The organism is Jannaschia sp. L-14R, from assembly GCF_056857695.1.
Window position 1 is genome coordinate 525,784 of record NZ_JBSXNP010000010.1, and the last position, 13,193, is coordinate 538,976.

Annotated in this window: 12 protein-coding genes; 10 read left to right on the forward strand and 2 right to left on the reverse strand. The window is 62.3% G+C overall.

Going from position 1 to position 13,193, the window contains the following annotated elements:
• The first annotated feature begins 44 nt into the window (after positions 1-44).
• A complete protein-coding gene (locus AC13C2_RS10925) occupies positions 45-509 on the forward strand; it encodes an RDD family protein (RefSeq protein ID WP_482886816.1) in 465 nt (154 codons plus the stop codon).
• A 119-nt stretch (positions 510-628) separates the two neighbouring features.
• On the forward strand, positions 629-1,462 hold the full coding sequence (locus tag AC13C2_RS10930; protein WP_092761804.1) for an arginyltransferase: 834 nt from the start codon (positions 629-631) through the stop codon (positions 1,460-1,462).
• 29 nt (positions 1,463-1,491) lie between these two features.
• Here the strand turns inward: AC13C2_RS10930 and AC13C2_RS10935 are convergent, their stop codons facing one another.
• Positions 1,492-3,087 carry a divergent polysaccharide deacetylase family protein gene (locus tag AC13C2_RS10935; protein WP_482886817.1) on the reverse strand — a complete coding sequence of 532 codons (1,596 nt, stop codon included), beginning with the start codon at positions 3,085-3,087 and terminating at the stop codon, positions 1,492-1,494.
• A gap of 132 nt (positions 3,088-3,219) precedes the next feature.
• Between AC13C2_RS10935 and AC13C2_RS10940 the strand changes: the two genes are divergently transcribed.
• The 6 genes from AC13C2_RS10940 to lexA all read left to right on the forward strand — a co-directional run bounded on the left by AC13C2_RS10940 (position 3,220) and on the right by lexA (position 8,116).
• Positions 3,220-3,819 carry an anthranilate synthase component II gene (locus AC13C2_RS10940; RefSeq protein WP_092761808.1) on the forward strand — a complete coding sequence of 200 codons (600 nt, stop codon included), beginning with the start codon at positions 3,220-3,222 and terminating at the stop codon, positions 3,817-3,819.
• Complete coding sequence (gene trpD, locus AC13C2_RS10945) at positions 3,816-4,835, forward strand: anthranilate phosphoribosyltransferase (RefSeq protein WP_092761809.1); 1,020 nt, start codon at positions 3,816-3,818, stop codon at positions 4,833-4,835. The genes AC13C2_RS10940 and trpD overlap by 4 nt, the downstream gene beginning before the upstream one ends.
• Entirely contained in the window at positions 4,832-5,644 is an 813-nt protein-coding gene (gene trpC / locus AC13C2_RS10950) for an indole-3-glycerol phosphate synthase TrpC (protein WP_482886818.1), read from the forward strand. Before trpD ends, trpC begins: the two co-directional genes overlap by 4 nt.
• Complete coding sequence (gene moaC / locus AC13C2_RS10955; RefSeq protein ID WP_424338153.1) at positions 5,641-6,123, forward strand: cyclic pyranopterin monophosphate synthase MoaC; 483 nt, start codon at positions 5,641-5,643, stop codon at positions 6,121-6,123. Before trpC ends, moaC begins: the two co-directional genes overlap by 4 nt.
• Positions 6,120-7,292 carry a molybdopterin molybdotransferase MoeA gene (locus tag AC13C2_RS10960; protein WP_482886819.1) on the forward strand — a complete coding sequence of 391 codons (1,173 nt, stop codon included), beginning with the start codon at positions 6,120-6,122 and terminating at the stop codon, positions 7,290-7,292. Before moaC ends, AC13C2_RS10960 begins: the two co-directional genes overlap by 4 nt.
• A 128-nt stretch (positions 7,293-7,420) precedes the next feature.
• The gene (lexA, locus tag AC13C2_RS10965) at positions 7,421-8,116 is read left to right on the forward strand and encodes a transcriptional repressor LexA (protein ID WP_424338155.1); all 696 of its coding nucleotides are present in this window, start codon (positions 7,421-7,423) and stop codon (positions 8,114-8,116) included.
• 62 nt (positions 8,117-8,178) lie between these two features.
• On the opposite strand, the gene AC13C2_RS10970 is transcribed toward lexA, so the two are convergent.
• Complete coding sequence (locus AC13C2_RS10970; RefSeq protein ID WP_482886820.1) at positions 8,179-10,248, reverse strand: ComEC/Rec2 family competence protein; 2,070 nt, start codon at positions 10,246-10,248, stop codon at positions 8,179-8,181.
• A gap of 113 nt (positions 10,249-10,361) precedes the next feature.
• Here AC13C2_RS10970 and gltX point away from each other — a divergent pair, with 113 nt between their 5' ends.
• Positions 10,362-11,789: a glutamate--tRNA ligase gene (gltX, locus tag AC13C2_RS10975; RefSeq protein ID WP_482886821.1), complete on the forward strand. Its 1,428-nt coding sequence runs from the start codon at positions 10,362-10,364 to the stop codon at positions 11,787-11,789.
• 103 nt (positions 11,790-11,892) lie between these two features.
• Positions 11,893-13,188, forward strand: a complete 1,296-nt coding sequence (gene gltA, locus AC13C2_RS10980) for a citrate synthase (protein ID WP_092762029.1) — start codon at positions 11,893-11,895, stop codon at positions 13,186-13,188.
• Positions 13,189-13,193: the final 5 nt, after the last annotated feature.

Consider the following 13,193-nt stretch of genomic DNA (forward strand, 5'->3'; position numbering starts at 1 on the left):
CGGCGCGGGGATTGTCCATTCCCATCCAAGCGGAGCCCCATAAAGTGACCCATTGGACCGATATGACCAATCGAGACAACAGCGGCTTGCCCGACCCGGACCAAACGCCGGAATTCTATGAAGGCGTACTGACCAAACGCGCTCTGGCGTGGGTTGTCGACATGGCGGTCATTACCGCGCTGACCCTTGTCGCAGCCATCGTCACATTGACTGTAGGCTTTTTTCTCTGGCCGCTGTTCTTCCTCGCCATCGGTGCCCTCTACCGCGTGACGACACTGGCGCGCGGCTCGGCGACATGGGGCATGCGACTGATGGGAATCGAACTGCGCAGCCACGGCGGCGACCGTTTCGATACACCGCAGGCCATTTTGCATGTCTCGGGTTACTATGTTTCGATGATGTTCGTACTGCCTGCGCTGGTGTCGATCGGTGCCATGCTGCTCACCGACCGGCGACAGGGTCTGACCGATCTGATCCTGGGATCGGCTGCGATCAATCGTCCGTCCTGATTAAATCGCAGCGTCCCCAACCTTGCCGGCAGGTCTTTTTAATTGACCTGCCGGGTCTTGCGTCTAGGCTGCGCCATGGAACCAACGCCTTACTTGCATTATCGGGAAACCCTGTCTTCATGCGCCACAGCCTACCGCTGACGCCGCAGTTCTATGTGACGGCACCGCAGTCCTGCCCCTATATCGATGGGCGCCGGGAGCGGAAGCTCTTCACTGCACTACAGGGCTCCGGCGCGGCCGAGCTGAACGACAAGCTGTCCAAACAGGGTTTCCGGCGGTCGCAAAACGTCCTCTACCGGCCCAGTTGCGCCGATTGCACGGCCTGTCTTTCGGCGCGCATCCGCATCGCCGATTTCAAGGCATCCCGGTCCCAACGCAGGACCATGGCCCGCAATGCCCACCTGCGACGCGAGGTAACGTCGCCTTGGGCCACCGAAGAACAATATACCTTGTTCCGCCGTTATCTGACCGCGCGCCACGCCGACGGTGGCATGGCCGATATGGATATCTTCGAGTTTGCCGCGATGATCGAGGAAACCCCGATCCGCACCCGCGTCATCGAATATTGGGACGATCGGCCCAAAGCCTGCGGGGGGCAGCCCGCCTTGCGCGCCGTCTGCCTTACGGATGTCCTCGATGACGGGCTGTCGATGGTCTATTCCTTCTACGACCCCGATTGCCCGCAGGATTCGCTGGGCACACAGATCATCCTCGACCACATCGACATCGCCCATGACGGCAAACTGCCTTATGTCTATCTCGGATATTGGGTCCCTGGTTCACCCAAGATGGGCTACAAAGCACATTTCTCGGCTCTGGAAATCTTCAAGAACCGCGAATGGCAGGCCATCGGCGATGCCCTTGATCACGCTGACGAAACACATCCCCTGTCGGTCGAACCCATTGCGGAACAGGTGGCGCAGATCGACCTGCCGGGGGCGGCCTTCGGCTGACCACCATTCCCGGTCGGATCGGATGCAGCTCAATTTGCCGGAACAGTCAGCAACAGCACGGCCGACAAAGGCGCTGGCAGGATCTGGTCCGACCGATTGCTCAGGCGCCAAGAATAGAGCGCCGCAATCATCTCGGGCGTTGTTCGACCGACCACCACGGCCGTCCCTGTGGATGTCGCCTCAAAGGTCGCGCGGTCCAGATATCGGCTTATAACGGCGGCACGTTCGCCCTCTGCGTCCAGCACACGATACAGCGTCGCCGCCGGAATCCCGCCGCGCAAGGCCGAAGTCACGCCACTGTTCAACCCGCCGGGATAGGCGACGAAACCCATGCCGGCCTCGGACAATGCGGGCAGCAGCGCCTCCAATGCGGTGCGATTGTCGACAAATCCATTATCGGACAGGTCCAGTACACCAATGGCCTGGGGTACTGCCATTTGCGCTCCGGTCATTGCCACCTCGATATCCTGCGGGGTCCCGTTCGGGGACAGGGCATCCGCCAGCCAGATGACTTCATGACCGGCCTGGCGATAGGCTGTTGCGGCTTCAGCCGATCCAGCGCGCGAGGGGTCGACGGCAAATGTGACCGGAAAGTCCATGCCGATCAGGTTTTCGCGATCAACGCCTGCATCCGGATCGTCGATCAGGACGACAGACAAAAGCGGCAATTCTTCCGGGTTCCGGAACCTCGCCGCGTTCGCCAGCAGCGCGCCACGGGCGGGAGATTCGACGACAGCGTCCTCCCCTGTCTCTTCGGCGCGTTCGCTGTCCAGAACCAGACGACGCGGCATGACGACGGGGGTATCCTCCTCCGGTTCCGGTTCCACGCGTTCGGGAACGATCGGGTCCAGCACTTCGGTAATGGGAGACGACGGGGTCTGCACCACATCGACGTCCCGCCCATCATCGGCGGCCTGTTCGGCTGCCGCATCCGTTGGATCGGTTGCCACCGTATCGCTGTCGGATGGCGCGGGCGTCTGGATGATGGCGGTCTGGGTCCCCTCGGGCATAGCGGTTTCATTCACGGGTTCGACGATCTCCACCGACCCGAACGTCTGCGGCGCGTTTTCGACCGGAACATTCGGTAAATTCGGCGCATCCCCGGCTTCGGGCGCGGCGGACAGACCAGCGATCGTTGTCGGTTGCGGCTGTGCGGCACTTTCGGTTCGCAAGTCCGGTGCGTCGACCCGAACCGCGCCGGCGTCGGGCCGGGTCGCAGAAATGACAGCACGCGTTGCGATATCCGCCTGCGGCGTGATCGCATCGCCGTCTTCGGGCGGACGGTTGAACTGGCTGCCCGCTGGCAGATCGACCGCAGGCCGGACGGTGGTCGTGACCGTCGCCGTCTGCGTCGTGGTTCGCGTGACACTTTGGGGCGTGCCCGTTTCGGCCGGAGAGGGCTGCGGCGTGATCTCCGCCGGGATGATCGGCACCGTGTCGACAGGCGGCTCGGGCACGCGGACGGCGACTTCTGATTGGTCGCGTAGGACAGGCGCGTCGGGACGCACGGCGACAGGACGGTCGGACACGAGCGAAGGCGGCGGCACCAGCAACGACACCGAAGCCACGAACAACGCCGCCAACGCCAGCGCACTTGCCCCCCCGAGCAACAGACCCTTGATCATATCCTGAAATACCCCTTGCCCAAAATGGACCCTCAACAACACCCTGCTAGGCCTTTCGCCGGGCCTTTCGTCCTGTATAACCCGAAGGCCGGACATTCACACCCCGCGCGATACCCGACAGGAGGGATTGGCTTGCTTCTGCTGATCGACAACTACGACAGCTTCACCTGGAACCTGGTGCACTATGTGGCCGAACAGGGTGCCGAAGTGAAAGTGGTGCGCAACGACGCCATGGACGTTCAGGCCGCTATGGCATTGAACCCGACCGGCGTGCTTTTGTCGCCTGGCCCCTGCGCCCCCGATCAGGCCGGGATCTGCCTTGCAATGGTCGCCGCCTGCGCCGAGACGCGCACCCCCCTTCTGGGCGTATGTCTTGGCCATCAGGCCATAGGTCAGGCATTCGGCGGCAAGGTCGTGCGAGCGGGCGAAATCGTGCATGGCAAGCTGGGGCGGATGCTGAACGACGGCAGTGGAGTGTTCGCCGGGTTGCCCGATGCGTTCGATGCGACACGTTATCATTCGCTGACGGTCGATCGTGACAGCCTGCCCGACGATCTGATCGTCAATGCCGCTTTGGACAGCGGTATGATCATGGGCCTTCGACACCGCACGTTGCCGATCCACGGCGTGCAGTTCCATCCCGAAAGCATCGCCTCGGAACACGGTCATGCGCTGATCCGCAATTTCATCGAGATGATGCCCCCTCTCAACACCCGGACGGCTGCTGCATGATCGACATCAAGGCAATCCTGAACGTGGCTCCCGACCGTCCCCTGACCGATGCAGAGGCCGAAGCCGCCTTTGCTGCCTTCTTCGACGGCGATGCCACGCCCTCGCAGATCGCCGGGTTGCTGATGGCACTGCGCACGCGGGGTGAAACGACCGGCGAAATCGCGGCTGCCGTCGCCGCCATGCGCGCCCGGATGAACCGTGTTTCGGCCCCCGATGGCGCGATGGACATCGTCGGCACCGGAGGCGACGGCAAAGGCACGCTGAATATCTCGACCGCCACGGCTTTCGTGGTGGCGGGTGCGGGCGTGCCGGTCGCCAAACACGGCAACCGCAACCTGTCGTCGAAATCCGGAGCGGCGGATGTGCTGACCCAGATGGGAATCGACGTGAACCACGGCGCGGAAATGGCTGAAAAGGCGCTGAAAGAGGTGGGCATCTGCTTCATGATGGCGCCAATGCACCACCCCGCAATACGCCATGTCATGCCCGTTCGCGGCGAACTGGGGACGCGGACGGTATTCAACATTCTCGGCCCTCTGACCAATCCGGCAGGCGTCAAGCGACAACTCACTGGCGCGTATTCTTCCTCCCTGATCCGTCCGATGGCCGAAGTTCTGGGCGCGCTCGGGTCCGAGGTAGCATGGCTGGTTCATGGCGAGGACGGCACCGACGAGGTTTCAATTGCCGGTCCTACTTCCGTTGCCGTTCTGGAGAATGGCGATGTCACAGAGCGTATCGTCACCCCCGACGATGCAGGTTTGCCGACCCATCCGTTCGAGGCGATCATGGGCGGCGATCCGGCCGAGAACGGTCGCGCCTTTCGCAAACTGCTCGATGGCGCGCCCAGTGCCTATCGAGATGCCGTCCTGCTGAACGCCGCAGCCGCGCTTATCGTGGCCGGTCGTGTGAAAACCTTATCGGATGGCGTTGAAATCGCCTCGAAATCAATCGATTCAGGCGCGGCTATGGCAAAGGTCGACGGGCTGGCAAAATTCACAACGGAGACCGCAGCATGAGCACGCCCACGATCCTCGAGAAGATCAAGGCCTACAAGCTGGAGGAGGTGGCTGCCCGCAAGGCCGAGCGTGATCAGGCGACGATCGAGGATGCCGCCCGCAACGCTCCGAAAGTTCGGCCTTTCGCGGATGCACTGCAAAAGGTGATCCTGGAAGGTTACGGGCTGATCGCAGAAATAAAGAAGGCCAGTCCGTCCAAAGGCTTGATCCGCCCCGATTTCGACCCGCCCGCGCTGGCCGAAGCCTATGAGGCGGGCGGCGCCACATGCCTGTCGGTCTTGACCGACGGTCCTTCGTTTCAGGGCGATGACAGCTATCTCGTCTCCGCGCGCGCGGCCGTCGACCTGCCGGTGCTGCGCAAGGATTTCCTGTATGACCCGTGGCAGGTCGCCGAAAGCCGCAGCCTGGGCGCGGATTGTATCCTGATCATCATGGCCAGCGTATCCGACGCACAGGCCGCTGAATTGGAGTCTGCGGCCACCGACTGGGGCTTGGATTGTCTGGTCGAGGTCCACAACCGCGAGGAGCTTGAGCGGGCCGAAAATCTGTCCTCGCGTCTGTTGGGCATCAACAATCGCGACCTGAACACATTCGTCACCGATCTTGCCGTCAGCCGGGACCTATCGCGCCACGTCCCCGTGAATCGCATCCTGGTATCTGAATCGGGCCTGAACACCGCCGAAGACCTGGCGAATCTGGCCCGTTATGGCATGCGCTGTTTCCTGATCGGGGAAAGCCTGATGCGTCAGGACGATGTTGCCGCCGCAACCGCCCGGATCCTGACCGATCCGTTGGTGCCCGGACGATGAGCCGTCTGACACATTTCGACGATGCAGGGGCCGCCCATATGGTCGACGTGTCGGGCAAGGCCGAAACCGACCGGGTCGCCGTGGCCGAAGGTTGGGTGAAGATGTCAACGGAAACACTTGATATCATTAGATCAGGCACGTCAAAAAAAGGCGATGTTATCGGTATCGCGCGGTTGGCCGGGATCATGGGGGCCAAACGCACCTCCGACCTGATCCCTCTCTGCCATCCCCTTCCGATCGCGCGTGTGGCGGTCGACCTGACCGTCGACGACGCGCTGCCGGGTCTTCGGGTCACGGCGACAGTCGGGACCGCAGGGCGCACAGGGGTGGAGATGGAGGCGCTTGTCGCCGTCAGCACAGCCTGCCTGACGGTCTATGACATGGCCAAGGCGGTGCAGAAGGACATGCAGATCGGGGGCATTCGCCTGCTATCCAAGACCGGCGGCAAGTCGGGCGACTGGAAAGCGTCACCGCCGTGATTTCGGTCGCCGAGGCTACGGCGCGACTGCTGTTGCTAGTCGATGTCCTGCCCTCCGAACAGGTTCCGCTGCGCGCCGCCTCCGGGCGGATCATGGCCGGGCCGCTGACGGCGCAGCACGATCAGCCGCCTTTCCCTGCCTCTGCCATGGATGGATATGCCATTGCGGGCAACGCAACCGCCGGAGACATGTTTCGTGTGATCGGCACCTCCGCCGCAGGCCACCCGTTCGGCAGGCCTGTCGCGGCAGGCGAGGCCGTGCGCATCTTCACCGGCGCGCCATTGCCCGACGGTGCGACCCGCGTCGTCATTCAGGAAGACATCGCGCGCAACGGCGACAAGATCCGCATCACGACTGACCCCGGACCGGCAACTCACATCAGACCCGCAGCGGGAGATTTCGCCAAGGGTATGTCGTGGCATCCGAAGACCCCTCTGGGCAGCCGAGATGTGACACTTCTGGCCGCGATGGGCCACAATGCCGTGCCGGTCGTGCGTAAACCCGTCGTCGCGTTCATTATGACCGGGGATGAACTGCGGATGCCGGGCGAGACGCTGAACCCCGGACAGATCACTGCCTCCAACGGCTTCGGATTGGCGGCAATGGTCGAGGGGGCCGGGGCCGATGCCCGGCTTTTGCCCATCGCCCGCGACACCGTCGATAGCCTGGAGCAGGCCTTTGCACTGGCCCGCGATGCAGACCTGATTGTTACCATCGGCGGCGCGTCGGTCGGAGATCACGATCTTGTCGCAGGGTCGGCCAGGGATGCCGGTCTCGATATGGCATTCCACAAGGTTGCAATGCGCCCCGGAAAGCCATTGCTGGCAGGACGGATCGGATCTTCCACACTGATTGGCTTGCCCGGTAATCCTGTTTCATCAATGGTTTGTGGTGTAATCTTCATATTACCACTGATTCGGCGCATGCTTGGCCTTCCGCCCGAACTGACCGAGACGTCCCACGTGCTTGCCACATCTGTTCCAGCCAATGGCCCTCGTCAGCACTATATGAGGGGGCGTCTTTCGCCGGAAGGCGTGGTCGTGGAACCCCGTCAGGACAGCAGTTTGCTAAGCGTACTGGCGCGGGCCGATCTGCTTGTGGTGCGCCCGCCCGACGATCCTGCACTGCCGATCGGGCATCGCGTCCGCACCGTCATGCTGCCAAGTTGAAGCGTTGGTATCATGTCCGCAGAATTGCCAATCGTTCGAAAGCCACCAGTTGACACAAAACGGGAACCTTTCTAGAACATAAGGCGATTGCCCGATATTCCGGGCCGGATTTCAAGGGGAAACTAACCATGCTGACCCGCAAACAACGCGATCTTCTGGCTTTCATTCACAAGCGGGTGCAGCGCGATGGCGTGCCGCCGTCGTTCGACGAAATGAAAGACGCGTTGGACTTGCGATCGAAATCCGGCATCCATCGCCTGATAACAGCGCTGGAAGAACGTGGCTTCATCCGTCGGCTGGCCCATCGCGCCCGTGCCATCGAGATCACGCGCCTGCCGGAAGATCTTGGCGGGGCATCGACCTTCGTGCCGACCGTGATCGACGGCAATGCCCGGCCGGCCAATTCGCAACCTGCCCGCGCCCTGCCGGTCCAGATCGACGCGACCGAATTGCCGGTGATGGGCCGCATCGCCGCCGGCGTTCCGATTGAGGCGATCAGCGAAGTCTCGCACCACGTCGCCGTGCCGGGTCAAATGCTTGATCGGGGCGGAGATCATTATGCGTTGGAGGTCAAGGGCGACTCGATGATCGACGCTGGAATCAACGACGGCGATGTCGTGGTCATCCGTGAACAGAACACTGCCGACAACGGCGATATCGTCGTGGCGCTTGTCGAAGGCCACGAGGCGACGTTGAAACGCTATCGCAGGGTCAAGGGTATGATCGCGCTGGAGGCGGCCAACCCCGCCTATGAGACGCGCCTGCTTAGGGATGACCAGGTCGAGGTTCAGGGGCGTCTGGTCGGTCTGATCCGAAGCTATTGATCGATGCGGATGCGCCGGTATCGGTGCAACCGCCCTTCTCATGTCGATCCTTTGACGCGCCGCTATCGGGTGTCAGTCGACCAGGGTCGGTCGCCTTGCAGAGTGCGGGCGGTTCTGACCTCGACGAGACCGTCATTCCCCTGAAACAATGCAATTGCCCCGGTCTTCCGCAAACGCTCCGGTTCCAGCAAATCGCAGCCGGGGGGGATAGTCTCGACCGTTTCTGGCAGGATCAGCCATCCGGGCCGAGCGGCACAGGCCGCGACCGCCTCGGGAATATCGCGCTTGCCCCGCGCATGATACAGTATGATGCCGCGCGCGCGCAGGTCGGGCCGGGCACGGCTGGCAGCTGCGATCTGATCCGCGATATCACCATCGTTTTCTAGCCATGACGCCGCGACGAACCCGGCGCCGCTCTCGCGGTTCAACCAGCGTCCGTCGCCCGACATGATGCCAATCAAACGCGCATCGTCCGAAATCAGAACGTCCGGGCGGGGGCTTTGCAGCCAGAGTGCGGCGGCAAGGATCAGGGCCGCCACGCCTCCGCCTCGCGATACACGTCCCCGTCCTGCCCCGAGCAAGCCGTATCCGATGCCGAGGATCGGCAGGACCGTCCAGTCTGGCGCGGACATGGCCCCGATGGCGCCGGGCAAGGCCGCAACCCGGTCGGCCACGAACAATATCCACTCGATTCCCCAACCCGCAACGCGCAACGGCACCATTTCCAGTCCGATGGGCCACAGGATCAGACCAATGAAAAGCAGCGGCATGACCGCCAACCCCATCATCGGCACTGCCAACATGTTGGCCAGCACACCGTATTGGCCGATCCGGTTGAAATGCAAAGCCGCGAATGGTCCTGTTGCCAGGCCGGCCACGACCGACGACAGCAGGAGTGAAATCACTGCGCCCCGCCAGCCCCGCATCCAGTCGGGCCGGTCGCTCCGCGCGAATGCACCGAAGGCCAGAACCAGGGCACCGGTCGCAGCAAAGGACATCTGAAATCCGGGGCCGGTCAGGCTTTCGGGTCGCCAGATCAACACGAGGATTGCGGCGATCGCCACGCTTCGGATCGACAGTGCGCGGCGGCCCAGTAAGATTGCACCCAACATTACGGCGGCCATGACGAAGGCACGCTGTGTCGCTACGCTGCCGCCCGAAAGAAACAGATAGGCGAGCGCGAAGGGCAAGGCTGCCGCCGCCGCCCAGGCCCGGGTCGGATGGCGTAACGCGATCGAGGGGATCAGGGCCAGACCGCCGCGAACGGCCCAAAAGACAAATCCGACAAGCAATCCCATGTGCAGTCCGGAAATCGCCAGAAGGTGGGCCAGATTCGAAGCGCGCAGGTCGGCGGTCACCGCGTCCGACAAACCCGCGCGGTCGCCGGTGGTGATCGCCGCCGCTACCTGCCCCGCCTGCCCGGGCATGCGGGCACGGAAACCGTCGCCTACGGCCGCGCGGATGCGTGCAACGACAAGGGACGCGCCACCTTTCGACGGCTGGGCCAAAAGCAGCGGCACCTGCGTATAGCCGACACCGCCCAGTTGCAGGAACCAGGCGTGACGCTGGAAATCGAAGCCCCCCGGTTCGGTCGGGCCCGAGGGGGCGAGCAGATGGCCAGTCGTCATGACGCGCAAGCCGGGCTGAGGGGTGACGCCGGTATCGTCCTGCAGCGAAATGCGGACGCGGCGCGGAGTGGCCGATGGCGCCATCCGGTCCAGCCGGACCCGATCCAGAGTCAGGCGCGTTGCACCCGAGGCGGAGCGGTCGATAAGGATTATCCGCCCCTCGACCGCACCGTAATAGCGATAGCCCAGGACAGGACCGGCTACCAACTGCGTGCGAGCCTGGGCGATGAGGACGCCCAGCACGGCACATGCCAACATGAGTGGGATGAGGCCAAGGCCGCCGCGCCAGAGAAAGGCGGTGAACAGCAGGCAAGCTGCAACGAGGCCCATTATGATGGCAGCGGTGTCCGATGGCTCCACCGGGAGAGCGAAATAAATGCCGACCCCGGCGCCAAAGGCCAGAGCCAGCCACGGAAGTCGGTGCCCGCGCAGTGACTGACAAGCGCCGATAGCCCGCGCCAGCAGGCCGGGCGCGACAGGTGGCGCGACGTCGACGGGGTGCATCCTTGCCCTATCCCTCGGGGGTGCCTATCACCCACCCGATCATGCGCGCCGCCGGGTTTACAAATCGTTAACCATGCGCAGTCACACAGCCGTCAGACGAGGAACCCCACGCCATGTCCGAACCCCAGATCGCCCCCGTGGTGACCCGTATCGCCCCGTCCCCCACCGGCACGATGCACATCGGTACGGCGCGGACGGCGCTGTTCAACTGGCTGTTCGCGCGGCGTCATGGCGGGCAATTCCTGTTGCGGATCGAGGACACCGATCGCGAACGCTCTACCCCTGAAGCGACCGATACGATCTTTCAGGGTCTGAAATGGCTTGGTCTTGACCACGATGGCGAGGCCGTCAGCCAATTCGATCAGGTCCCGCGTCATGCCGAGGTGGCGCATGCGATGCTGGCCTCGGGCCATGCCTATCGCTGTTTCTCGACCCAGGAAGAGATCGAGGCATTTCGGGAGGCCGCGCGCCAAGCCGGCACCACGACCCTGTTCCAGTCGCCCTGGCGCGATTCCGATCCATCCGATCATCCGGACACGCCATCGGTCATTCGTCTGAAAGCCCCGCGCGACGGCACGACCATAATCGCCGATGCTGTTCAGGGTAAGGTAACCTTCCGCAACGATCAGCTGGACGACATGGTGCTGCTGCGCTCCGACGGCACACCGACTTATATGTTGGCGGTTGTGGTGGACGATCATGACATGGGTGTCACGCATGTGATCCGGGGCGACGATCATCTGAACAATGCCGCGCGTCAGGCGCAAACCTACGATGCGATGGGTTGGGCACAGCCGGTATGGGCGCATATTCCCCTGATCCACGGCGCCGATGGCAAGAAGCTGTCCAAACGGCATGGCGCGACTGGCGTCGAGGAATATGCCGCAATGGGATACCCGGCGCAGGCGCTGCGGAATTATCTTGCGCGGTTGGGGTGGAGCCATGGTGACGACGAGTTTTTTACCGACGAACAGGCCCGTGCCTGGTTCGATCTGGAAGGCATCGGTCGCGCTCCTGCCCGGCTGGACCTGAAAAAACTGGAAAACCTGTCCGGACAGCATCTCAGCGCGATGCCAGACAGCGATATTTTGGCTGCCGTACAAGATTGGATAGCCCGCGCAGACGTGCCTTCCGTTGACATCGACCGGCTTGCCCCTGCGATCCCAATCGTGAAGGACGCCAGCCGCACCCTGCCCCAGATTGTCGAGCGCGCGCATTTCGCATTGGTCGATCGTCCGGTAACGCCCGATGAAAAGGCCGCGAAAGCGCTTGATCCGGTATCCCGTGGCATACTGTCGGAATTGACGCCGCACCTGCAAACTGCTAGCTGGACACGCGATGTGCTGGAGGGTGTCGTGGGTGATCTGGCACAGTCCAGGGGACTGGGTCTGGGCAAGCTGGCTGCGCCACTCCGCGCAGCGCTTGCCGGTCGAACCGCCACCCCCAGCGTTTTCGATATGATGCTTGTTCTCGGACAGGACGAAACGCTTCTGCGGCTTCAGGATGCCGTTGGCGAACCGGAGTCCGGAGAGCATATTTGAGCCATTCGGGCGCGCTCAAATTCGCGCTCAACCGAACTAATGGTTCGGCAATACAACAGGATGCAGCATGATCTTCATGTTGCATCATCTCGAAAGGACGGACATGGCTGACACTCGGAAAACTGCGACGCTGACGCTGGATGGAAAAACCTACGATTTGCCCATCCATTCCCCGACAGTCGGTCCCGACGTGGTCGATATCCGCAAGCTCTACGCACAGGCCGGGGTATTTACCTATGATCCGGGCTTCACGTCCACAGCGGCCTGCGACAGCGCGATCACCTTCATCGACGGCGAAGAGGGCGTTCTGCTGCACCGCGGCTATCCCATTGGCCAACTCGCCGCCGACTCTCACTATCTGGAAGTGTGCTACCTGTTACTCTATGGTGAGTTGCCGTCCGCCGAGCAGCTTGAGCTGTTCGAAACCACGGTGACCAAGCACACCATGATCCACGAACAGATGCACAATTTTTTCCGCGGATTCCGCCGCGACGCGCATCCGATGGCAACGATGGTGGGCGTGGTGGGCGCGATGTCCGCTTTCTATCACGACAGCACCGATATCAACGACACATGGCAGCGCGAGGTCGCATCCTTTCGCCTGATCGCGAAGATGCCGACCATCGCGGCAATGGCCTATAAATATTCCATCGGACAGCCTTTCGTCTATCCAAGGAACGATCTGGATTACGCGTCGAACTTCCTGAACATGTGTTTCAGCGTGCCAGCCGAGGATTATGTCGTCGATCCGATCCTTGCCCGCGCCATGGACCGTATCTTCACCCTGCATGCCGACCACGAACAGAATGCCTCGACTTCGACCGTTCGCTTGGCCTCGTCATCCGGGGCGAACCCGTTTGCCTGCATCGCAGCTGGCATCGCCTGTCTTTGGGGCCCGGCGCATGGCGGGGCCAATCAGGCCTGTCTGGAAATGCTAAACGAGATCGGAACTGTGGACCGCATCCCGGAATTCATCGCGCGCGCCAAGGACAAGGACGATCCGTTTCGCCTGATGGGCTTCGGACACCGGGTCTACAAGAATTTCGACCCCCGTGCGACCGTAATGAAGCAAAGCGCCGACGAAGTGCTGGAACTTCTGGGCATTCACAACAATCCGATCCTTCAGGTCGCCAAGGAACTTGAGCGAGAGGCGTTGGAAGATCCGTATTTTGCAGAGAAGAAGCTGTTTCCGAATGTCGACTTCTATTCGGGCATAATCCTCGAAGCCATGGGCTTTCCGACCTCGATGTTTACGCCGATCTTCGCGCTGTCACGTACCGTCGGCTGGATCTCGCAGTGGAAGGAACAGTTGTCGGACCCGGACCTCAAGATCGGTCGTCCGCGCCAACTTTATACCGGCGCGACGGCCCGAGATTACGTGGAAGTCGAAGACCGCTGACTCTG